Source organism: Planococcus sp. RAB007_Raresut (genome assembly GCF_057369535.1).
The window spans coordinates 558,329-579,196 of the sequence record NZ_JBXYIF010000001.1; the positions used below are offsets into that span (position 1 = coordinate 558,329).

At 43.5% G+C, this 20,868-nt stretch carries 24 protein-coding genes; 9 read left to right on the forward strand and 15 right to left on the reverse strand.

Translation table 11 applies throughout. The features are described from left to right. The first annotated feature begins 128 nt into the window (after positions 1 to 128). From AC2Q9J_RS02750 to AC2Q9J_RS02760, 3 genes are read left to right on the forward strand one after another with little or no spacing between them, the layout of a single operon-like run. Positions 129 to 635, forward strand: coding sequence for a peptidyl-prolyl cis-trans isomerase (locus AC2Q9J_RS02750; RefSeq protein WP_499036967.1), 507 nt, complete (start codon positions 129 to 131; stop codon positions 633 to 635). Positions 636 to 647: 12 nt separating this feature from the next. Further along, on the forward strand, positions 648 to 851 hold the full coding sequence (locus AC2Q9J_RS02755) for a YlaI family protein (protein WP_499036969.1): 204 nt from the start codon (positions 648 to 650) through the stop codon (positions 849 to 851). Beyond that, positions 851 to 1,300 (forward strand): hypothetical protein, encoded by a 450-nt coding sequence (locus AC2Q9J_RS02760; protein WP_499036971.1) that lies wholly within the window; start codon positions 851 to 853, stop codon positions 1,298 to 1,300. The genes AC2Q9J_RS02755 and AC2Q9J_RS02760 overlap by 1 nt, the downstream gene beginning before the upstream one ends. Here the strand turns inward: AC2Q9J_RS02760 and AC2Q9J_RS02765 are convergent. Then, positions 1,294 to 1,620, reverse strand: coding sequence for a YlaH-like family protein (locus tag AC2Q9J_RS02765; RefSeq protein ID WP_499036973.1), 327 nt, complete (start codon positions 1,618 to 1,620; stop codon positions 1,294 to 1,296). The genes AC2Q9J_RS02760 and AC2Q9J_RS02765 overlap by 7 nt on opposite strands. 22 nt (positions 1,621 to 1,642) lie before the next feature. Continuing rightward, on the reverse strand, positions 1,643 to 3,490 hold the full coding sequence (typA, locus tag AC2Q9J_RS02770) for a translational GTPase TypA (RefSeq protein ID WP_499036975.1): 1,848 nt from the start codon (positions 3,488 to 3,490) through the stop codon (positions 1,643 to 1,645). 109 nt (positions 3,491 to 3,599) lie between these two features. On the opposite strand from typA, the gene AC2Q9J_RS02775 reads away from it, so the two are divergent. Continuing rightward, the gene (locus tag AC2Q9J_RS02775; RefSeq protein WP_499036977.1) at positions 3,600 to 3,785 is read left to right on the forward strand and encodes a YlaF family protein; all 186 of its coding nucleotides are present in this window, start codon (positions 3,600 to 3,602) and stop codon (positions 3,783 to 3,785) included. 107 nt (positions 3,786 to 3,892) lie between these two features. Here the strand turns inward: AC2Q9J_RS02775 and AC2Q9J_RS02780 are convergent, their stop codons facing one another. Continuing rightward, complete coding sequence (locus AC2Q9J_RS02780; protein WP_499036979.1) at positions 3,893 to 4,684, reverse strand: inositol monophosphatase family protein; 792 nt, start codon at positions 4,682 to 4,684, stop codon at positions 3,893 to 3,895. A gap of 86 nt (positions 4,685 to 4,770) precedes the next feature. Continuing rightward, positions 4,771 to 4,965 (reverse strand): YkzI domain-containing protein, encoded by a 195-nt coding sequence (locus AC2Q9J_RS02785; RefSeq protein ID WP_499036980.1) that lies wholly within the window; start codon positions 4,963 to 4,965, stop codon positions 4,771 to 4,773. Positions 4,966 to 5,129: 164 nt separating this feature from the next. Between AC2Q9J_RS02785 and AC2Q9J_RS02790 the strand changes: the two genes are divergently transcribed. Then, complete coding sequence (locus tag AC2Q9J_RS02790) at positions 5,130 to 5,747, forward strand: YktB family protein (RefSeq protein WP_499036982.1); 618 nt, start codon at positions 5,130 to 5,132, stop codon at positions 5,745 to 5,747. Positions 5,748 to 5,801: 54 nt separating this feature from the next. Here the strand turns inward: AC2Q9J_RS02790 and AC2Q9J_RS02795 are convergent, their stop codons facing one another. Both AC2Q9J_RS02795 and AC2Q9J_RS02800 read right to left on the reverse strand, forming a co-directional pair. After that, positions 5,802 to 6,077 (reverse strand): UPF0223 family protein, encoded by a 276-nt coding sequence (locus tag AC2Q9J_RS02795; protein WP_499036984.1) that lies wholly within the window; start codon positions 6,075 to 6,077, stop codon positions 5,802 to 5,804. Between the two features lie 14 nt (positions 6,078 to 6,091). Further along, entirely contained in the window at positions 6,092 to 7,057 is a 966-nt protein-coding gene (locus tag AC2Q9J_RS02800) for an NAD(P)H-dependent flavin oxidoreductase (RefSeq protein WP_499036986.1), read from the reverse strand. Between the two features lie 134 nt (positions 7,058 to 7,191). Here AC2Q9J_RS02800 and AC2Q9J_RS02805 point away from each other — a divergent pair, with 134 nt between their 5' ends. Further along, positions 7,192 to 8,661: an aminotransferase class I/II-fold pyridoxal phosphate-dependent enzyme gene (locus AC2Q9J_RS02805; RefSeq protein WP_499036988.1), complete on the forward strand. Its 1,470-nt coding sequence runs from the start codon at positions 7,192 to 7,194 to the stop codon at positions 8,659 to 8,661. A gap of 38 nt (positions 8,662 to 8,699) precedes the next feature. On the opposite strand, the gene AC2Q9J_RS02810 is transcribed toward AC2Q9J_RS02805, so the two are convergent. From AC2Q9J_RS02810 to AC2Q9J_RS02835, 6 genes are all read right to left on the reverse strand, one after another. Then, positions 8,700 to 9,551, reverse strand: coding sequence for a polysaccharide deacetylase family protein (locus AC2Q9J_RS02810; protein WP_499036989.1), 852 nt, complete (start codon positions 9,549 to 9,551; stop codon positions 8,700 to 8,702). 136 nt (positions 9,552 to 9,687) lie between these two features. Beyond that, the gene (lpdA, locus tag AC2Q9J_RS02815) at positions 9,688 to 11,097 is read right to left on the reverse strand and encodes a dihydrolipoyl dehydrogenase (protein WP_499036991.1); all 1,410 of its coding nucleotides are present in this window, start codon (positions 11,095 to 11,097) and stop codon (positions 9,688 to 9,690) included. A gap of 4 nt (positions 11,098 to 11,101) precedes the next feature. Beyond that, positions 11,102 to 12,493 (reverse strand): dihydrolipoamide acetyltransferase family protein, encoded by a 1,392-nt coding sequence (locus tag AC2Q9J_RS02820; RefSeq protein ID WP_499036993.1) that lies wholly within the window; start codon positions 12,491 to 12,493, stop codon positions 11,102 to 11,104. Positions 12,494 to 12,520: 27 nt separating this feature from the next. Beyond that, the gene (locus AC2Q9J_RS02825) at positions 12,521 to 13,498 is read right to left on the reverse strand and encodes an alpha-ketoacid dehydrogenase subunit beta (protein WP_499036994.1); all 978 of its coding nucleotides are present in this window, start codon (positions 13,496 to 13,498) and stop codon (positions 12,521 to 12,523) included. A gap of 3 nt (positions 13,499 to 13,501) precedes the next feature. Next, entirely contained in the window at positions 13,502 to 14,614 is a 1,113-nt protein-coding gene (gene pdhA / locus AC2Q9J_RS02830) for a pyruvate dehydrogenase (acetyl-transferring) E1 component subunit alpha (protein ID WP_117312506.1), read from the reverse strand. 255 nt (positions 14,615 to 14,869) lie between these two features. Beyond that, positions 14,870 to 15,514, reverse strand: a complete 645-nt coding sequence (locus AC2Q9J_RS02835; protein ID WP_499036996.1) for a YkyA family protein — start codon at positions 15,512 to 15,514, stop codon at positions 14,870 to 14,872. Positions 15,515 to 15,660: 146 nt separating this feature from the next. Between AC2Q9J_RS02835 and def the strand changes: the two genes are divergently transcribed. Beyond that, positions 15,661 to 16,227: a peptide deformylase gene (gene def, locus AC2Q9J_RS02840; protein WP_499036998.1), complete on the forward strand. Its 567-nt coding sequence runs from the start codon at positions 15,661 to 15,663 to the stop codon at positions 16,225 to 16,227. A 47-nt stretch (positions 16,228 to 16,274) separates the two neighbouring features. Here the strand turns inward: def and AC2Q9J_RS02845 are convergent, their stop codons facing one another. Then, complete coding sequence (locus AC2Q9J_RS02845) at positions 16,275 to 17,045, reverse strand: Cof-type HAD-IIB family hydrolase (protein ID WP_499037000.1); 771 nt, start codon at positions 17,043 to 17,045, stop codon at positions 16,275 to 16,277. A 287-nt stretch (positions 17,046 to 17,332) separates the two neighbouring features. On the opposite strand from AC2Q9J_RS02845, the gene AC2Q9J_RS02850 reads away from it, so the two are divergent. Both AC2Q9J_RS02850 and rnjA read left to right on the forward strand, forming a co-directional pair. Next, entirely contained in the window at positions 17,333 to 17,545 is a 213-nt protein-coding gene (locus AC2Q9J_RS02850; protein ID WP_499037002.1) for a DNA-dependent RNA polymerase subunit epsilon, read from the forward strand. 2 nt (positions 17,546 to 17,547) lie between these two features. Then, positions 17,548 to 19,215, forward strand: a complete 1,668-nt coding sequence (rnjA, locus tag AC2Q9J_RS02855; RefSeq protein ID WP_499037004.1) for a ribonuclease J1 — start codon at positions 17,548 to 17,550, stop codon at positions 19,213 to 19,215. A gap of 401 nt (positions 19,216 to 19,616) precedes the next feature. On the opposite strand, the gene AC2Q9J_RS02860 is transcribed toward rnjA, so the two are convergent. Both AC2Q9J_RS02860 and AC2Q9J_RS02865 read right to left on the reverse strand, forming a co-directional pair. After that, positions 19,617 to 20,276 (reverse strand): potassium channel family protein, encoded by a 660-nt coding sequence (locus AC2Q9J_RS02860; protein ID WP_084244875.1) that lies wholly within the window; start codon positions 20,274 to 20,276, stop codon positions 19,617 to 19,619. Between the two features lie 76 nt (positions 20,277 to 20,352). Next, positions 20,353 to 20,649: a hypothetical protein gene (locus AC2Q9J_RS02865; RefSeq protein ID WP_101802009.1), complete on the reverse strand. Its 297-nt coding sequence runs from the start codon at positions 20,647 to 20,649 to the stop codon at positions 20,353 to 20,355. Between the last annotated feature and the right edge of the window lie 219 nt (positions 20,650 to 20,868).

Consider the following 20,868-nt stretch of genomic DNA (forward strand, 5'->3'; position numbering starts at 1 on the left):
TGTTTAAAGTGTATCTTTTAAACAGCCAAATTGCAAGCCTCCTCTTCTTCAGAAGCAATCACTTTAGGAACTTGACAAAGACAGGTATACTGATAGAAGAGAGATTATCTAGATGGAGGGTATTACTAATGGAATATATTATTCAATTCAAAGGCGATGTTAAATTTAAACTGACTCTGGATCCTACAGTATGGATTTTTGACGACCGAAAATTGGACCTTGAGAAGTATTTTACTGAAGAACGCATCGAACGTGATGAAATGGAAGAATACAAACGTGGCATGGGTGAACATTGGTCACGTGAAATTATGGAAGGCGCAACAGTACCGCCAACTTTAAATTCAGAGAAAAAATATAAAAAGCAAGAGAAACAGGATATGCTTACAGGCACATTCGGCATCCTCTTCAAACCCTTCATTGAAAATGCGGAACCTTTCGACACAGCAGAAACTGTTGTTTTTGAAACTGCTGAAGGTGAATTCAGCTTCCCGCTCCAAGCTTCAAAAGAATTGGTATTGAAATTCAGTCATGAAGGAAAGCCTCTCCGCGAGGACGGACCCGTCCATGTACTGTTGCCTGACGGAAGCAATCTAGGCAATCCAATCACCAATATATCAGCCATCCGGGTAGAATAGGAGTGAAGCAATATGCGCGTTAAATGTGTAATTTGTGACACCATCGAAGAGTTGGTGGATGATACACTTGAGGCTAAGCGCCTCAGAAACCGCCCCATCCATACCCATATGTGCCATAACTGCCATGATAGAATTGAGCAGCGTACTAAGGAGCGGCTCGCAACAGGGAAATTCCATTTCTACCGCAGCTCGCGCAAAATTGAGGAAGACTTTTGATGAAGTTCCTCAAAGGGGTCTGGATCGGATTTTGGAGCGGACTGATTCTGGGTCTGTTATTTAAATGGATACAGGCTGTAACCGGCGTAAATGTATATCTGCTATTGTTGAATGTGGATTTTATCCCTATCATCGGCGGCATAGAATGGTCTGAAATGACCGAGTTTATATTTCATACCGTGGTTTCCGTAGTCATCGGGATCGTCTATGTCTATTTCGCCAAACGCCGTCCCTATACTTTTGGTCAATTGACCGTTCTTAGCCTGATCCTTTGCTCGCCGACATATTTTCTGTACTTTGTATTATCTTCTTTGGCGATTACCGACCAGGTCCCGGGCCTTACCGATTGGGAAGCAATCACTTATTGGATATTCGGGCATCTCGCCTATTCTCTGCTGCTTCCAATCCTTTATAAAATATTCGAAAGAAAAAACGCTGCATCTCAATGAGATGCAGCGTTTTCGCGTTTTTCGCGCCATAAGCGGATTTTATAGAGAATCAGAATAAGCGCGGCAATTACCAGTCCTTCAACCACAGGCAGGAAGAAGGCCAGGAATGTAAGCCCTAATCCACCAGCAGCAAGGAAGATGCCGATCACGATGTTTTTTCCGAGCGGCAGTTTCTTTGCAAAACCCAGTTTATAGACAAAAGCCGAGAGGAGCAGGATTACCGCAAATAATGCATATCCTGCTGCTTCAATCGGCAAATTCAGATAAAGTACTCGGGCTACCGGATACATACTTTCATAGACAAAAGATTGATCGTCCACGGATTATACATCCTTCCATTCTTTATTCTTCGATAGCAACTTTTTTCTTCTTAGCCATACGCTCACGTTCGTTTTTATCAAGAATCTTCTTGCGTAAACGAATTGTTTGCGGTGTAATTTCACAGTACTCATCATCGTTCAAGTACTCAAGTGCTTCTTCAAGGCTCATCAGACGCGCTTTTTTCATTGTCGTTGTCTGATCTTTATTCGCTGAACGGATGTTTGTTGCAGCTTTGATCTTAACGATGTTTACAGTCAAATCGCTGTCGCGGTTATGTTCGCCGACGATCATGCCTTCATAAATCTCAGCACCAACTTCAACAAATGCAGTACCGCGGTCTTCGATTCCCATTAAGCCGTAAGTTGAAACTTTACCGCGCTCCATAGATACCAATACACCTTGACGGCGTCCGCCTACGCGGCCTGAAGCCACTGGCTGATAGCTGTCGAATGTGTGGTTGATGATTCCGTATCCGCGAGTCTGAGTAAGGAATTCTGTTGTATAACCGATTAATCCGCGAGCAGGCACGTTAAATACCAGACGAACTTGTCCATTACCATTGTTGATCATATCCAGCATTTCGCCTTTACGTTCACCAAGTGATTCAATGATTGCGCCTGTGTATTCTTCCGGCACATCAACTTGTACACGTTCAACTGGTTCACAGCGGACTCCATCAACCATACGAACAATTACTTCCGGTTTTGAAACTTGAAGTTCAAATCCTTCACGGCGCATATTCTCGATAAGGATCGACAAATGCAATTCTCCGCGTCCAGAAACAACCCAGGCATCCGGTGAATCTGTCGGATCTACGCGCAAGGAAACATCCGTTTCCAATTGAGCATCCAGACGCTCCTGAATTTTTCTTGATGTAATGAATTTACCTTCTTTACCTGCAAATGGACTGTTATTTACAAGGAAAGTCATTTGAAGAGTCGGTTCATCGATACGCAGAATCGGTAGAGCTTCCTGATGGTCCTGTGGACAAACAGTTTCACCGACGTTGATATCTTCCATACCAGAAATGGCAATCAAATCGCCAGCTTCAGCTTTTTGGATTTCAACACGTTTCAGACCCATGAAACCATGGATTTTTGTAACGCGGAAATTCTTAACTGAACCGTCAAGCTTCATCAATGCTACCGATTGTCCGACTTCGATCGTTCCGCGGAATACGCGTCCGATACCGATACGTCCAACATAATCATTGTAATCAAGCAAAGCAACCTGGAATTGTAGTGGCTCATCTCTGTTATCGATTGGCGCTGGTACATGTTCCATGATTGCATCATAAATAACCTGCATGTTTTCTTCCTGATCTGCAGGATCTGATGAAAGACTTGCAGTACCGTTCATACCTGATGCGAAAACTACCGGGAATTCCAGTTGTTCGTCATTTGCTTCAAGTTCGATGAACAATTCGATGACTTCGTCAACCACTTCTTCAGGGCGTGCGAAATCACGGTCAATTTTGTTTACAACAACGATTGGCTTCAAGTTCTGCTCCAAAGCTTTTTTCAATACAAAGCGAGTTTGTGGCATACAGCCTTCATAAGCATCAACAACTAAAAGGACTCCATCAACCATTTTCATGATACGTTCCACTTCTCCACCGAAATCGGCGTGTCCAGGTGTATCCAAAATGTTGATTTTAGCGTCTTTATATTGGATCGCAGTATTTTTCGCAAGAATTGTAATTCCGCGTTCTCTTTCAATATCGTTAGAGTCCATTGCACGTTCTTCCACATGTTCGTTTGAACGGAAGATACCAGATTGCTGCAGCAGCTGATCCACAAGCGTCGTTTTACCATGGTCAACGTGGGCAATAATCGCAATGTTTCTTAAATCATTTCGTAAGTTAGTCATAATTTCACTCCAATATTCTTTTTTCATGTCTATAACTGTGCTAGTATAGCACATATAGGGAGAAAACCCTAAGATTTTATTTCAGCATCCATTAGCAGGAGGAAAATAAATGAAAAATATTAAATGGATCTTTGTTCTTTACTCATTAGCGGCTATTTTGTCTATGGTGGGAATCGGTCTCGCAGTAGCATTCCGCAGCTTTCCGATGATTTTCTTGGCAATAATTGTATTGGGTGTCATCATGGTTATGGGCTTCAAGAAAAAACGTTCAATGATAGAAGCAGGTATACTGTAATAGATATTTAATTATCTTATTTGATAAGAAAATACCATTTCAGTGATTTTACTTCAACAAAACAGTTTCTGTACAAAATAAAAAAGGATGCGTCTTGCGCATCCTTTTTATTTTGCTTGAATATAGTTTTCCAGTATTCGTAAATGTATGGAGGGGTTCGCTGCAAGAAAGGTATCCTGTTTCAAAAGATTTCCTGGTTCACCTTTAAAATTAGTGGTGATCGCTCCAACTTCTCTGGCAATAACCATTCCACCCGCAATATCCCATGGTGAAAGCCTCATTGAAATATAGGCGTCTATCCGGCCGCTGGCAAGATAGGCTAATTCAAGAGCGGCGGAACCATAGGACCGAATGCCGCGTACATCCTGAATCAACTTCAATGTGCCATTATGGTCGAAATGGCGATTCGGAACTGCCCAGGTCGCATTCATCGCAAGGATTGATTCTTCAATCCTGGTGTTGTTCAAGTCCCTCAAGCGTTCATCATTATAATAAGCGCCCCCGTCCTTGACGCCATGATAAAGATCGTCGTTTACGACATCATATATGTAGCCCAATTTGCCGACACCATCTTCGTAGATGCCGAGGGAGATTGCGAAATTCCTTTTTTGATGAACAAAATTCATCGTTCCATCAATCGGATCAAGCAGCCAGATAACACCGTGATGATCACTGATGTCATCGCCGAAGCCTTCTTCACCAAAAATCCGATGTTCAGGGAAATCGCGATTAATATTGGATATAAAAAACTGCTCTATTTCTTTATCGATATTCGTAACAAGATCATTCGCATCGGATTTTGATTCGATGGATATATCCGACAGGAAAGAATTCCGTATTTTATGTCCTGCTTCTTTAATCATTGATTTGATGTATCTGTCCATAGCGTGCAAATCCATAAAAAAGCCTCCTCTGTTTCCATTAGTATAACGTCAAAAGGCACCCGCTGTCATACTCCAGCAGGTGCCTTTATAAATGTAAGTTATTAAAGCGCATGAAGTGCCTCCAGTTCCACGTGTATTTCCTGAAGCCGTTTTTTGCTTTTATCTATTTCCTGCTTATTGGCTTGCTGCATAGCATCAAAGAGGGAAGCAAGTTCGTAATCTAATTCAAGCTTCAATACGTGGATATATTCTTTTTCGACGTCTGCTTTACGGATTATTTGGATCATCTGTTTCATCTTTAGCACCCCTTCCCCTTTTTGATTCCAATAATTCCGAAAAATTAAGGTAGTTAACAATCTTTTACCCGATTGCAACGAATCAAAAACGTCTTTCTATAATTTTTTATCGAAGTCCTGTAAAATGATTCTTATGTGTATCTTTTAAGGGGGAAAATCAGTTTATGTCTTATTGGAACGAGAAACATTTCAAAGTATTCGAAACTCCAGGCCTTGAAGCCAGAATGGCGGCCCTTGTTGAAAAAGTGCGGCCGAAATTCGAGGAGCTTGGTGAGCAGTATTCAGCTTACTTCTCTGGTAAAACCGGCGAAGAATTCCACCCGCATGTAGCAAAGCATATGCGCCGCACTGTTAATCCGCCCAATGACAGCTGGGTAGCCTTCGCTCCCAATAAACGGGGCTATAAAGCTGTTCCGCATTTCCAGATTGGACTTTGGGAAAGCCATGTATTCATCATTCTGGCTGTTATTTATGAAGCCAACGGAAAAGCGGCGATGGCTGAGCGACTTTTAGATTCAGAGCTTATGCTTAATCTGCCCGGAGATATGGTTGCATCCGGTGACCATATGAAACCGGAAGCTTCTTCTGTCAACGAGCTGGGCGAAGAAGGTCTGAATAAATTATTGGAGCGTCTTCGGGATGTCAAAAAAGGTGAGTTTGTCATCGGCCGCCATCTCCAGCGTGAAGAAGCCGATAATTTAAGCAAAGAGCAATTCGATGAACTTGTTGAAAAGACTTTTGATGAATTGCTGCCAATCTACAATAAGATGCTGGATAAATAATAACTGGCATAAGCCACAAACACCGCAGCGGAAAAATTCCGCTGCGGTGTTTGTTTATTTCCCCATTTTAATCTTGGGGCCAGTTGCAGATGATTTCAGTTCTTTTATAACCGGAAAACTGGCATAGCCGCTTTCCTCTTCGAATTCCCTGAAATAAGTTTTTTCTTCTGAAATTGAAGGAACCACCTGTTTAAATTTGCGGTATCTTGCCATCATATCGTCCCGGCTGATCCCTTTTTCATAGGCCATTTCGATGCCTTCAAAAAAAGTTACCACATCCACTATCTCCTCTGTATTCCAATCCATTGAAAAAGGATATGAATAGTCCATCATTTACTCCTCCTCTACTCAAAGCTTCCCCATTTCTTAGAGATTCCTGCCGCATCTTCCATCATTCTATCAAATAATTCCTTTACAGTGGGCACGTCCTGAATCATCCCTGTCACTTGTCCCGCCCAGCCGAATCCACGATCGTTTTCCCCTTCATAAATAAAGCGCTTATTTGCTTCACCGCTGATATACTCTTTCAACGAATCATAAGTAGGCGTTTCGTGTTCGATTTCAAGAATTTTATCGGTCCAGCTATTTTTAAGGGTTCGAGCAGGGGCGCCAATGCTGCGTTTAATGATGACTGTATCGTTTTCTGTACTGTTGATCAACGCATTCTTATAAGCTTCAGAGGCGTGGACACATTCTTTCGTCGCGATGAACCTTGTCCCCATCTCCACTCCTTCAGCTCCTAATGCCAGAGCTGCCATCAAACCGCGCCCGTCTCCAATGCCGCCTGAAGCGATGACGGGGATTGATACTGCATCAACCACCTGAGGAATCAAAACCATTGTGCCGATGTCATCGCGGCCCAAATGACCACCGCCTTCATGGCCAACCACCATTACAGCATCCGCTCCAAGCTTTTCAGCCTTGATTGCTTGTTTACGGGCAGCCACCAGAACCAATTTCCGGATGGAAGTCCCCTCCAGCTGTTCAAAAATCGGTGTCGGGTTTCCTCCTGTCATGGAGACGACCGGCACGTTTTCTTCAATCGCCACTTCCAGCATGTGTGAGAATTGTCTGCCATGGTCCCCAATGGCAAAATTGACGCCAAAAGGTTTATCAGTCATTGATCTTACTTTACGGATTTCTTCCCTCAATTCACCGGGAGAAGACAGGCTCATCGCTGTAATTTGTCCGAGCCCTCCTGCATTGGATACAGCAGCAGCAAGCTCTGCATAGGCCAAGTATGCGAGGCCACCTTGTATGATGGGTATTTGAATGCCCAATAATTCAGTTATGCGTGTTTTAAGTTGCATCTTGCCACTCCTTTCTTTCTGCTTATCCTGTATTCGATACAGATAAGTAAAATCCTTTTATTTTTATAGAATAGCTTGCACCTACATGCTATAATTCATCTTGTTTTCATTTTTATAAGCGAGGTGGTAATCCATTGTCACAATTAGAAACTCCTTTATTCGATGCTTTACTGAAGCACCGCAATCGACATCCAATACAATTCCATATTCCCGGCCATAAAAAGGGCCAGGGCGTCGACCCAGCGTTTCGTGAGTTTGTCGGCGATAATATTCTTTCCATAGATCTGATCAATATTGCACCGCTTGATGACCTGCATTCACCTAAAGGGGCTATCAAAAAAGCACAAGAGCTGGCTGCTCAGGCTTTTGGCGCTGACCATACTTTCTTCTCAGTCCAGGGTACGAGCGGCGCTATTATGACAATGATTCTGAGTGTCGTGGGACCGAACGATAAAATTCTAGTTCCCCGCAACGTCCATAAATCGATTATGTCCGCTATTGTTTTCGCAGGTGCCGTTCCGATTTTTATCCATCCTGAAGTGGATCCTGAATTAGGTATTTCCCATGGGATATCTGCGGAAGCCGTTGAAAAAGCGTTGAATGAATATCCGGATGCAAAAGCGGTTTTAGTCATAAATCCTACTTATTTCGGTGTAGCAGCTGATTTGAAACGGATTGTTGATATTGCGCACGACCGGCAAATACCTGTATTGGTAGACGAGGCACATGGCGTCCATATCCATTTCCATAAAGGCCTTCCGGTTTCGGCGATGGCGGCAGGCGCTGATATGGCGGCTACTTCCGTCCATAAACTGGGCGGTTCAATGACACAAAGTTCCGTGTTGAATGTCCGTGAAGGGCTCGTCTCTGCAAAACGGGTGCAATCGACACTGTCGATGCTGACAACAACATCGACTTCCTATCCTATTCTGGCATCTTTGGATACAGCCAGAAGACAATTGGCAATCCACGGAGCCGACCTTATTGACCAGGCTATCCGTCTTGCAAATGACGCACGCAAGCGCATCAATAAAATCGCGCATTTGAATTGTGTCGGCAAAGAATTGCTGAAGACTTCTGCCACCTATGACATGGATCCGACCAAACTATTGATCAGTGTAAAAAATCTCGGCATCACCGGTCATCAGGCGGAAGAATGGCTGCGGGAAAACGCCAATATTGAAATTGAGCTTTCCGACCTTTACAACATCCTTTGCCTTGTAACCATCGGAGATACCCGTAAAGAATTGAACTTGCTGGTTAACGCGCTGCAGCGGATGAGCGAAGCCTTCGATCATGAAGCTGCAGTTATAGAGCCGACAGTCTTGCTGCCGGATATTCCAAGATTGGCGATGACTCCGCGCGACGCTTTCTATGCAACTACAGAAGTTGTGAAGATCGATGATGCAGTCGGACGTATTTCTGCCGAGTTCATCATGGTGTATCCACCCGGCATTCCTATCTTCATTCCAGGTGAAATCATCACCCAGGAAAATATTGAATATATCCACATGAACGTGGAAGCGGGGTTACCTGTTCAAGGACCCGAAGATGATACATTAAAAATGCTGCGCGTCATCAAAGAGCAGCTGGCAATCAGATAAAAAACGGAAGCGCAAAATTATGCGCTTCCGTTTTTCTATTATTCAATGCCTTCAATTGTAGCCGGGTCGATAAATTCGTAGCCTTTTTCTTCCAGACCCTGCACGATTGCCGGCAATGCTTCAGCAGTCCAGGCACGGTCATGCATCAGAAGGTTTGCGCCATCCCGCATAAATTCTGTGTTCACCATAATATCAGCCAACGCTGCAGCATCCATATACTGTTGCTCCCAGTCATAGCCGAATGTCCAGTTCATCAGAACCATTCCTTCTTCTTCCACTACAGCTCTGCTGAAATCAGTGTTGACGCCATGTGGCGCACGGAAGAATTCCGGACGTTCCCCGATGATTTCCTCAACCAGATCGCTCAACTCAATAATTTCCTCACGCTGCTGTTCTTCGGAAACCGATTTTAAATTCGCATGTGAATATGTATGATTGCCTATGGCAAATCCCATATCATGTATTTTTTTCAAATTTTCTTTTTCTTCATCTGTATCAAGAAAATGTCCATTCACAAAAAAGATTGCCGGAACATCCAGTTTCTTCAAAGTTTCGGCCATCGCTACACCTTGTTTGTCCGGTGCATCATCAATTGTAATCAATACCGCTTGCGGATTTGCTCCTGCAATCGGCTCAACTGATGAATTGGCCGGATTTACACGATAGAGTGGTTCAGCCTGTGCCGCTTCCGCTTCTGCGGTTTCTTCAGCCGTTTCTTCTTCAGTTGTTTCTTCCTCAGTGGAATCTTCAACAGAATCCTCTTTCATTTCAGAAGTCGTTTCTTCAGTTTCATTCTTTGTATCAGTTGCAGCCGAGTTATCTTCGCCACTTGAGCAAGCGGTCAAAAGAGCCAATCCTGCTGCCATGAGTATCCATTTTGCCTGTATCATCTGTAGTATCACCTTAGCCCTTTCGCACATAATATTACCACATTTCTACAAGTCTTATCAAAACAAATCATAAAAAAATACTCCTCAATCGGAAGTGGAAACTCCGGCTTGAGAAGTATTAGTTTATAACAGAATTTTATTTGATAATATGAATCGGCGTTCCAAGAGCAACTTCCGCTGCTTCCATAGAAATTTCAGCCAATGTAGGGTGTGCATGAATTGTCATCGCAATATCTTCCACAGTCATTCCTGCTTCGATAGCCAATCCAAGCTCAGCGATCATATCAGAAGCACCGACGCCCACGATTTGTGCTCCAAGCAATAAACCGTCAGATTTACGTGAAACTAATTTCACGAAACCGTCAGTAGCATTAAGAGACAAAGCACGGCCGTTTGCAGCGAATGGGAATTTCGCAGCCGAAGCTTCGAAACCTTCTTCTTTTGCCTGTTCTTCAGATAGACCGACGCTCGCAAGTTCCGGATCTGTAAAGCAGACAGCCGGGATAGCCATATAATCAACTTCAGACTTCTCGCCTGCAATTGCTTCAGCAGCTACTTTACCTTCGTAAGACGCTTTATGCGCCAATTGAAGTCCAGCTACTACGTCACCGATTGCATAGATGTTAGGGATGCTTGTGCGGCACTGTTTATCAACTTCAACCAGTCCTCGTTCACTCATCTTGATGTTCAATTCTTCAAGACCCATTTCATCTGTATTCGGACGGCGTCCAACAGTCACCAATACGTAATCGGCATCAACGGTTTTTTCTTCTCCGCCTGCTTCATAAGTAACGCTGACTCCTGAGTCCGTTTCTTCTACACCTTTAGCGGAAGCCTTCGTAATGACTTCTACACCTTTTTTCTTCAATCCTTTTTTGACGATAGCTGTCATCTGTTTCTCAAATCCGGCAAGAATATCAGGTGCGCCTTCAAGAATCGTCACTTCAGACCCCATGTTCGCAAAAGCGGTTCCAAGTTCAGTGCCGATATAACCGCCGCCGATAACAACAAGTTTCCCTGGAAGTTCCTGAAGCGCCAAAGCGCCGGTTGAATTGATGACGCGTTTAGTAAATTTAAAAGATGGAATTTCCACTGGGCGTGAACCTGTAGCGATGATCGCATTCTTGAATTTATAAGTTTGCGAAGATTTATCATCCATCACTTTTACTGTGTTTTCATCAACGAAATAAGCTTCACCACGGACAATCTCAACTTTATTGCCTTTCAATAAAGACTCGACCCCGCCAGTCAATTTTTTTACTACACCATCTTTGAAAGCTTGGGCTTTTTCAAAGTTCAATGAAACTTCTTTAGCTACAACACCCATATCTTCGGAATGCTGTGCTTCTTCAAAACGGTGACCTACAGAGATCATCGCTTTAGAAGGGATACATCCGACGTTCAAGCAAACGCCGCCGATATATTCTTTTTCAACGATTGTAACTTTTTGGCCAGTTTGCGCCGCACGGATTGCTGCTACGTATCCGCCAGGGCCTGAGCCGATGACGAGCGTATCTGTTTCGATTGGGAAATCTCCTACTACCATAATTTTACGCCTCCATTAATAGTAATTCTGGTTCACTTAACAAACGTTTGATGTGATTCAACGCGTGTTGCGCTGTCGCTCCGTCGATCATTCGGTGATCGAAGCTCAATGATAATGCTAACACAGGAGCTGCTACAATTTCACCATTTTTAACTACAGGCTTTTCCGCGATGCGGCCGATTCCAAGAATCGCCACTTCCGGATGGTTGATGACCGGTGTGAACCACTGGCCTCCAGCTGAGCCGATATTAGTGATTGAGCATGACGCGCCTTTCATTTCTGCAGAAGTCAATTTACCTTCACGCGCTTTAGTCGCAAGGGTGTTGATTTCATCAGAAATTGCGAATACTGATTTGCGGTCCGCATTTTTGATAACCGGAACCAGCAAGCCTTTTTCAGTGTCTGCCGCAATTCCGATATTATAATAATGCTTCTGGATCACTTCGCTCGTTTCATCATCAAACGACGTATTAAGTGCCGGGAATTCACGCAATGTGCTGACCAGCGCTTTTACTACGTATGGAAGATAAGTCAATTTAATTTCTTTCTCTGCAGCGATGTCCTTGAATTTTTTGCGGTGTGCAACAAGTTCTGTTACATCCACTTCATCCATCAATGCAACATGCGGTGCTGTATGCTTGGAATGAACCATCGCTTTCGCAATCGCTTTGCGCATTCCGGACATTTTTTCTCGGGTTTCAGGGAATTCGCCTTCAAGCGCTGCAGGTGCAGCTGTTTCAGCTTTTGGCGCAGATTCTTCAGATGATGCAGCCGCTTTATCAGCTGTTGCTTCTTTTGCAGGTTCATCAGCTCTTTGATCGCCGCTTAAGAATGCTTCCACGTCTTCTTTCATGATCCGGCCATTAGTTCCAGAACCTTTGACTTTTTTAATATCGACGTCTTTATCGCGCGCAAACTTGCGGACAGACGGCATTGCGATGATCCGTGCATTTGGATCTGTTTCTGTCGCTTCATCTGCCTGCGGCTGTTTGCCGGCGCCAGTATCGCCTTCAGGTTTCTGCTCTTTTGCAGGCTCCTTCTCGACATCCTGTCCGGATTCAGCTGTGCCTGCCTGAACTTGCTCTTCAGTTTCTTCTTCCACTTCAGGAGCTGTTTCTTCTTTTTCTGTTTCAGTTTCTGCTTCTCCACCATCTTCATCCGGAGAATCAATGCGGACAAGTACGTCACCCACTACTGCCACAGTGCCTTCTTCCACCAATACTTCTTCAACTGTACCGGAAACCGGTGATGGAATTTCAACAACTGCTTTATCGTTTTGGACTTCTACCAGTACATCATCTTCTTCGATCTTATCGCCGGCTTTGACGAACCATTTTACGATTTCACCTTCGTGGATACCTTCTCCGATATCCGGCAAACGAAATTCATAAGCCATCAGTTTCACCCTTTCTTCTCTATCTATTTAAAAAGTAAGCACTTTTTTCGCTGTTTCTACTATATCCTTCGCATTAGGAAGCCAAACTTCCTCTGCTTGTGAGAACGCAAATACAGTATCTGGAGCTGTTACACGCAAAACTGGCGCATCCAGGCTTAATATCGCACGATCTGTAATTTCTGCAACAACGTTTGCAGCAATTCCAGCTTGTTTTTGAGCTTCCTGAACCACCATTGCGCGGCCAGTTTTCTCAACAGACGCAATGATTGTTTCAATATCAAGCGGCTGCACCGTACGCAAATCGATGACTTCAACAGAGTACTCTTCTTTTTCAAGTTCTTCTGCAGCTTTCATACTTTCCTGGACCATTGCGCCATACGCGATGATGGTCAAGTCTTTCCCTTCACGCTTCACTTCAGCTTTTCCTAGAGGAATCGTATATTCTTCTTCCGGCACTTCCATGCGGAATGAACGATATAATTTCATGTGTTCAAGGAAAATAACCGGATCGTTATCGCGGATTGCAGATAACAGCAAACCTTTCGCATCGTATGGATTTGATGGGATTACCACTTTCAAGCCTGGCGACGCTGCCATCAGGCCTTCTAGTGAATCAGCGTGCATCTCAGGCGTATGGACGCCGCCGCCGAATGGTGAACGGATAGTGATTGGTGCGTGCTGGCTTCCGCCGCTGCGGTAACGCATACGCGCCATTTGGCCGCTGATTGAATCCATTACTTCAAAAACGAATCCGAAAAATTGGATTTCCGGAACAGGACGGTAGCCTTGCAAAGCCAAACCTATTGCTAATCCACCAATTCCTGATTCTGCTAAAGGTGTGTCAAAGACACGGTCTTCTCCAAATTCTTTCTGAAGACCTTCAGTCGCACGGAATACACCGCCGTTATTGCCGACATCTTCACCAAAAACAAGAACATTTTCATCATTTTTCAGCTCTATTTTCAGAGCTTCCGTAATCGCTTGGATCATCGTTAATTGTGCCATGGCTTACTTCGACTCCTTTGCTTTATAAATATCCATCTGCTCTTTAACATTAAACGGCATTTCTTCATACATAATACCGAGCAAGTCAGTCACTTTCTGTTTCGGAGCTGCATCAGCTTTCTTGATCGCTGCTTTGATTTCTTCTTTTGCCTGCTCCATTACTTCGTTTTCTTTCTCTTCGCTCCACAAGCCTTTGCCTTCAAGATATTTGCGGAAACGAACCAGCGGATCTTTCTTTTCCCATTCGCTGTCAATATCCGAAGTACGGTAGCGTGTCGGGTCATCCCCTGCCATCGTATGCGGGCCATAACGGTAGCAGAATGTTTCGATCAATGTCGGTCCATCCCCTTTTATAGCGCGCTCACGGGCATCGCGAGTCACTGCATAAACAGCAAGCGGATCCATTCCATCGACGAAAATCCCAGGAATACCAGCTGCTACAGCTTTTTGTGCTACTGTTTTAGCAGCAGTCTGAACTTCACGCGGAGTAGAGATTGCATACTGGTTATTTTGAACAATAAAAATAGCAGGCGCGCGGAAAGATCCGGCGAAGTTGATTCCTTCATAAAAATCCCCTTGTGAAGAACCGCCTTCTCCAGTGTAAGTAATTGCAACCGCTTCTTTTTTGCGTTTTTGAATACCAAGAGCAACTCCAGTTGCTTGAATATATTGAGCGCCGATGATGATTTGCGGCGGCAAAACATTCAAACCTTCCGGCATCTGGTTACCCATGAAATGTCCGCGAGAGAATAGGAATGCCTGTTCAAGCGGCCAGCCGTGCCAGATCAATTGTGGAACATCACGGTATCCCGGCAAAATGAAATCATCTTTTTTCAACGCAAAATGAGAAGCGATCTGTGACGCTTCCTGACCCGCCGTCGGCGCGTAAAATCCTAGTCGTCCCTGACGGTTCAATGAAATGGAACGTTGATCAAGAATACGTGTGTAAACCATTCTTCTCATCAATTCCTGTAAATCTTCATCTGAAAGATTCGGATTCGCTTCTTCATTAACGATTTCGCCTTCTTCATTTAAAATCTGGAACATTTCAAACTTTTCTTCGATTTCACTCAGTGTTTTCACTGGATCGAACTGCTGTGATTTTTTCGCAGCCATAAAAGCAACTCTCCTTTTAATCTGTATTAAAATACTTAACATTTTTTAGTAATACAAGCACATATTCCTATTCAGTATACGTTACTTGATTTAGACGGTCAATCTTGACGAACCTTTATACAGCAAGCATCTAAAATACGCAGAATATTCGTAACCTGAAAATCTGTATCATACACTCCTTGCCTCCTGTACTATATAACAGAAGATTCCATAGCATCTTTTATAGCACAGAAAAAAAGCGACCCTCAGGCCGCTTTACTCATTGTCCGCATTCATTTTTTCAATCAGATTATTTTTCATTTCATTAAACTGTTCAGTTTGCTCATTGAATGCTGTAACAGCGTCTTGGACTTCTTTGTTCTTGTCATTTACTGCTACGGTTTTTTCCTGAAGGACCTGCAATTCAGTTTCTTCATTCAACAGCATTTCATAAAGTTCTTTTTGCTCAGCCGCAAGCTCTTCATAAGTAGCGGCAAATTGTTCGTGAGCATCGAAACGATCATGCATTTTCGTTTTCAAAGCGGTCAAATCTGTTTTCAACTCTTCGTCTTCTGTCTCTTCAATCACAGTATCAATTTCCTGGAAGGCTTCTTCTGCTGAATCCATGGAATCTTTTTCAGTTTCCAACAACTCAAGGCGTTGGTCCACTGATGCAAGCGCCTCTTCAGCATTTGTTCTGACATCTTCTTGTTGTTCCTGGGTCAAAGCCATGATGGACTCGAATTTTTCCTGCTCTGCAGTTTCAAGTTCCTCCATTTCACTTTGAGTATCGCGATAATCGCTCTCTGCTTCAAATGTATCTTTAAGCACTGAATCCAATTGTTCTTCTGTCGAAGGACCTGAACATGCGCTTAAAAGCAATGCACTTGAAATTCCTGTTGCCAATATGTATCTTTTCAATCGAAACCCTCCTTATAACATGATTTAACTATATTATGATGCTCAAAAAAATACAACTGCCAATATGAGCAATTTTTCTTTCGCGGAATACTGGCGTTGCGTTATACTGTTAGGCATATGAAAGATGATTGAAAGGATTGAGTAGAGTGATTTTAATGAAAGACATCATACGAGAGGGCCATCCAACTCTTCGTGAACGGGCGAAAGAAGTTGAATTTCCGCTTTCTGCAGAAGATAAAAAGCTGGCGGAAGAATTGATGGAATACGTCGTTAATAGCCAAAACGAAGAAATGATTGAAAAATATGACCTGCGTCCCGGCGTCGGAATTGCCGCGCCGCAAGTTAATGTGGCGAAAAGGATTTTTGCCATCCATTTTGATGAGGATTCTGGTGAAGATCTGAGCATCATCGCGATCAATCCAAAAATTGTCAGCCATTCCGTTGAAAAAGCATATCTTGCTTCCGGAGAAGGCTGTTTGTCCGTCGATCGCTCAGTTCCGGGATATGTTCCCCGCTATGCGAGAATAACCATCAAAGCTTTCGATCTCGAAGGCAAAGAATACAAATTGCGCCTGAAAGGACTTCCTGCCATTGCATTCCAGCATGAACTGGATCATTTGAACGGCGTCATGTTCTTTGACCATATCAATCCGGACAATCCATTCGCAGAAATTGAAAATGCGATGCCCATTTCACGGGATATAGAAGAATAAAAAGGCTGGCGGAGATTTTTCCCGCCAGCCTTTTTGTTTGCCGTGAATTAAATTAATCCAAGATGGGCGAATGCTTTTGCCAATCCATCATCATCCACATGTTCTGTAATATAGGACGCAACTTTTTTAGTTTCCGGATGTCCATTATCCATCGCGACACTGTAGCCCGCCATCTTCATCATTTGAAGATCATTCAATCCATCCCCGAAAGCGATGGTATCTTCTAATGAATGGCCGGTCTTCACAATCAGCTTTTCGATGCCGCTGGCTTTAGATCCCCCCTTCGGCAGAATGTCACATGAGACGCGGTGCCATCGTACAAATTGGAAATCCTTAAAATTTTCATGATACTGCGCTTCTTCTTCTTTTGTACAAAATACCAGTGATTGATAAATATCATTATCAAGGTGGAAGTTCTGTTCCGTTACTGGATGCGGAAATTTTAAGCTTTTTAAGCTTTCATCGATATCGGGATGATAATCAATAGACGAAATCATCTTTTTTCCATTCATGAAAACAAGGGGATGATCTCTTTCTTCTGCAAAATGAACCACCTTTTCGAGCATAGCGGGGTCCAGTGCTTCCGTATGTACCACTTCATCATTGTGGACGATATATTGTCCGTTGAAAGTGATGAACGTATGGATATCCAGCTTTTCCAATAGATCAGTTATCATAAACGGTGCTCTTCCTGTGGCGATTGCCAGATCGTGGCCATTTGCCCGAGCGCTTTGAAGTGCTTCGAATGCAGAGTCAGGCAGTTCCTTTTTAGAATTCAATAAAGTCCCATCAATATCCAACAATAATAATTTCCCCATAATATCAGTCTCCAATCCATTGCCTGGCGGTGTTCGCCGGTTATTTCAATTCTTTACATTTGTCAGAATATACAGTATTATTTACGTAAGGAGTGAGCAGCCATGCTGAAACGTTTGAAAAGAAAACTTCTCAGAAGGCTTAACGGTATCATGAACAAAAAGAAAATAGCATAGCCATTATAGCCCTTCTTGTTAAAATAAGAAGGGCTATTCTTTATTTTAAAACAATGACATGATAATATAAAGAAAGTGAATTTATTTTGAACGTGGAAAAAGGAGAGCAAACTATGATTTTTAAAGTTTATTACCAAGAGAACCGCAATGAGGTGCCAGTTCGCGAAAATACTAAGAGCCTCTATGTTGAAGCTTCATCCGAGCGTGAAGTGAGAACGCACCTGAAAGACCGCAATTATAATATCGAGCTTGTTCAATTGCTCGAAGGCAGCCATCTAGAATACGAACAAGGCAGCCAAAACTATGAAGTTGAGAGTATCGACTGATCATGAAATTCGTAAAAAATGATCAGACAGCTGTTTTCGCGCTCGGCGGACTGGGCGAAATCGGTAAAAATACGTACGGTGTCCAATTCCAGGATGAAATCATCCTGATTGATGCCGGCATCAAATTTCCGGAAGACGATTTGCTCGGAATCGATTACGTTATTCCGGATTACACTTATTTAGTAAAAAATGCCGACAAGATCAAAGGCCTTTTCATCACGCATGGCCACGAAGACCATATTGGCGGCGTTGCCTATCTGTTAAAGAAAATCAATATTCCAGTATACGCAGGCAAGCTTGCACTTGGGCTGCTGCGCAAAAAATTGGAGGAGCATGGCCTTCTTCGCCAAACAAAACTGATCGAAGTCGGTGAAGATGACATTATCAAATTCCGCAAAACATCTGTAAGCTTTTTCAGTGTAACGCACAGTATTCCGGATGCATTTGGTATTGTTGTGAAAACACCACCGGGCAACATCGTCCATACAGGAGATTTCAAATTCGATTTCACACCTGTCGGCGAACCGGCGAACCTTTTAAAAATGGCTCAAATCGGCAGTGAAGGCGTTCTTTGCCTGCTGTCAGACAGCACAAATGCTGAAATCCCGAACTTCACCATGTCCGAACGCAAAGTCGGCGATACGATCAAAGATATTATGCGGAAAGTGGACGGACGTCTTATTTTCGCGACGTTCGCTTCCAATATCTATCGTCTTCAGCAAGTAACGGATGAAGCAGTTGCGCAGGGCCGTAAAATCGCTGTTTTCGGTCGAAGCATGGAAAATGCCATGACGATCGGCCGTGAACTCGGCTATATTAATGCTCCTGAAGATGCTTTTGTCGATACACAAACTTTGAATCGCCTGCCGGCCAATGAAGCTTTGATTCTTTGCACAGGCTCACAGGGTGAACCGATGGCCGCATTGTCACGCATCGCCAACGGTACGCATCGCCAAATTCAAATTCAGCCGAATGATACGGTCGTCTTCTCTTCTTCTCCGATTCCGGGGAATACGAGCAGCGTCAACCGCACTATCAACTTGTTATTCCGTGCAGGAGCCGATGTCATCCATGGTTCCCTGAATAATATCCATACATCAGGCCACGGTTCACAGGAAGAGAACAAGCTGATGCTTCGTTTGATCAAACCGAAATATTTCATGCCGATCCACGGCGAATACCGTATGCAGAAACAGCATGCGCAGCTTGCCATCGATTGCGACGTTCCACCTGAAAACACATTCATCATGGAAAATGGTGATGTATTGGCGTTGGGCACAGATGAAGCTTCGGTTGCCGGCCGCATCCCATCCGGAGATGTTTACATCGACGGCAGCGGAATCGGTGACATCGGCAATATCGTATTGCGCGACCGCCGTGTCCTTTCTGAAGAAGGATTGGTCATCGTTGTAGTCAGCGTTGATATGAAGAACAATAAAATGGTGTCCGGCCCTGATATCATCTCCCGCGGTTTCGTCTATATGCGCGAATCCGGAACGATGATCTACGAGGCACAGCAAATGCTGAACCGCCATTTGAAAAAGAAAATCCATGGCAAAGATACAGACTGGCCGGAACTGAAAAATGACATTTCAGATGTTCTTGGACCATATCTATACGAAAAAACAAAACGCCGTCCGATGATTCTTCCAGTGATAATGGAAGTCTAAGAAGACATTAAAAAGGGGTCCCGATACGGGACCCCCTTTTTGGTTGCCGAAAAACATATACTGCATCAATCATTCCGTTGCATATCTTTTAATGTCTCAAAGCCAGTGCAGCGATGCAGAGACAGAAACGGAGTTGGCTTTCCAACTCCGTTTCGAGCGAAGTGCTGAGATCCACTCGGGCGAAGTGGAACGAGCCCGAGTTAGCTCAGCACGAGCCAAGTGCGGCCAAAGTAGTTCGGCCGGCGCTTTGCGACGAAGCTAGCGCAGCGATGCAGGAGCACGGGTTTTGGAAAGCGGAGCTGTTTTGCGGAATATCGGTTAAATATCTTTACTTCTTTTTAAACAAAATTGAAAGGAGATCCCATTACGGTACCTCCTTTTTTCTCGTTTATATGAAAATACTAATTCAACATCTTCTTCTCAAAACGGTTGATATCCGCGTCAGAACCGATAATGATCAGAATATCCTGCAACTGGATTTCCATATCAGCCTGCGGGGAAACAATAATATCTTTGCCCCGTTTGATGGCCACGATGTTAATGCCGTAATTTGCGCGGATATCCAGTCCAATCAATGTGAAGCCCGCCAATCTTTCATTGGCCTTCACTTCCATGATCGAATGCTCATCTGAAAGTTCCAGATAGTCCAATACGTTATTCGAAAGCATATTGTGGGCAATACGGATTCCCATATCCCGCTCCGGATGCACCACTTTATCGGCGCCTATTTTATCCAGCACTTTCGCGTGGTAATCATTTTGCGCTTTTACCGTGATTTTCTTTACACCAATTTCTTTCAGCATAAGTGTTGTTAAAATACTGGCTTGAATGTTCTCCCCAATAGCGACAATAACATGTTCAAAATTTCGGATGCCAAGTGATTTCAAAACAGATTCATCGGTGGTATCAGCAACTACCGCCTGTGTTGCGATGCTCGCAAATTCATCTACTCTCTCCGTGTCTTTATCAATTGCCATAACGTCAGCATCCTGTTCAATCAGTTCCCGGACGATGCTGCCTCCGAACCTTCCCAGCCCTATCACTACAAATTCCTTTTTCATAACCATCCTCCAAATCCTTGCTCTAGCTATAGTCTACCATATAATTGTTTTGCTGAATAAACTAAAAAAACCCCGCTTATCGGCGGGGATCAAGTGGTCGTTTCGGGCGGTTCTCACAGTATTCACAATCAATATCGCTGCATGCTTCCTCACGCCATTCATTGCAGCTTGCACAATAGCTTGCGTCAAATTCGTCATCGAATGTCAACGGCGACAAACAATGGTGGCAGTATGTATGAACTTCCATCCAATTGATGACTTTCTTGTTGGCTACAAGGTAAAGGCCTTGCTGATCTTGTTTATAATTCATTATCGATGATTTTTGCACTGCCCGATGTTTCGGATCCAGGAAAAAATTCATTTTGTCATTCATTATTGGTCACTCCTAAATTAGTGGACAGGCTATTAACAGTATTTCTGATCGTCCTTTTTACACTGAGTCTTACATTATAATAAAATAATCTTTTTGCACTTTCTCTATAATAGTAAATACACCCTCTATAATGCAATAGAAATGAACCAATTAATTTAAATAATTTTCACTTGAATTTCATTAAAAAATATTGCATTTTTTCAAGTGACGGTAGTAAAC

Coding starts and splice junctions, on each gene's coding strand:
- AC2Q9J_RS02750 (WP_499036967.1), top strand. CDS start 129: ATGGAATATATTATTCAATTCAAAGGCGATGTTAAATTTAAACTGACT.
- AC2Q9J_RS02755 (WP_499036969.1), top strand. CDS start 648: ATGCGCGTTAAATGTGTAATTTGTGACACCATCGAAGAGTTGGTGGAT.
- AC2Q9J_RS02760 (WP_499036971.1), top strand. CDS start 851: ATGAAGTTCCTCAAAGGGGTCTGGATCGGATTTTGGAGCGGACTGATT.
- typA (WP_499036975.1), bottom strand. CDS start 3,490: ATGACTAACTTACGAAATGATTTAAGAAACATTGCGATTATTGCCCAC.
- AC2Q9J_RS02775 (WP_499036977.1), top strand. CDS start 3,600: ATGAAAAATATTAAATGGATCTTTGTTCTTTACTCATTAGCGGCTATT.
- AC2Q9J_RS02780 (WP_499036979.1), bottom strand. CDS start 4,684: ATGGATTTGCACGCTATGGACAGATACATCAAATCAATGATTAAAGAA.
- AC2Q9J_RS02785 (WP_499036980.1), bottom strand. CDS start 4,965: ATGAAACAGATGATCCAAATAATCCGTAAAGCAGACGTCGAAAAAGAA.
- AC2Q9J_RS02790 (WP_499036982.1), top strand. CDS start 5,130: ATGTCTTATTGGAACGAGAAACATTTCAAAGTATTCGAAACTCCAGGC.
- AC2Q9J_RS02795 (WP_499036984.1), bottom strand. CDS start 6,077: ATGGACTATTCATATCCTTTTTCAATGGATTGGAATACAGAGGAGATA.
- AC2Q9J_RS02800 (WP_499036986.1), bottom strand. CDS start 7,057: ATGCAACTTAAAACACGCATAACTGAATTATTGGGCATTCAAATACCC.
- AC2Q9J_RS02810 (WP_499036989.1), bottom strand. CDS start 9,551: ATGATACAGGCAAAATGGATACTCATGGCAGCAGGATTGGCTCTTTTG.
- lpdA (WP_499036991.1), bottom strand. CDS start 11,097: ATGGTAGTAGGAGATTTCCCAATCGAAACAGATACGCTCGTCATCGGC.
- AC2Q9J_RS02820 (WP_499036993.1), bottom strand. CDS start 12,493: ATGGCTTATGAATTTCGTTTGCCGGATATCGGAGAAGGTATCCACGAA.
- AC2Q9J_RS02825 (WP_499036994.1), bottom strand. CDS start 13,498: ATGGCACAATTAACGATGATCCAAGCGATTACGGAAGCTCTGAAAATA.
- pdhA (WP_117312506.1), bottom strand. CDS start 14,614: ATGGCTGCGAAAAAATCACAGCAGTTCGATCCAGTGAAAACACTGAGT.
- AC2Q9J_RS02845 (WP_499037000.1), bottom strand. CDS start 17,045: ATGGGGAAATTATTATTGTTGGATATTGATGGGACTTTATTGAATTCT.
- AC2Q9J_RS02850 (WP_499037002.1), top strand. CDS start 17,333: ATGATTTTTAAAGTTTATTACCAAGAGAACCGCAATGAGGTGCCAGTT.
- rnjA (WP_499037004.1), top strand. CDS start 17,548: ATGAAATTCGTAAAAAATGATCAGACAGCTGTTTTCGCGCTCGGCGGA.
- AC2Q9J_RS02860 (WP_084244875.1), bottom strand. CDS start 20,276: ATGAAAAAGGAATTTGTAGTGATAGGGCTGGGAAGGTTCGGAGGCAGC.
- AC2Q9J_RS02865 (WP_101802009.1), bottom strand. CDS start 20,649: ATGAATGACAAAATGAATTTTTTCCTGGATCCGAAACATCGGGCAGTG.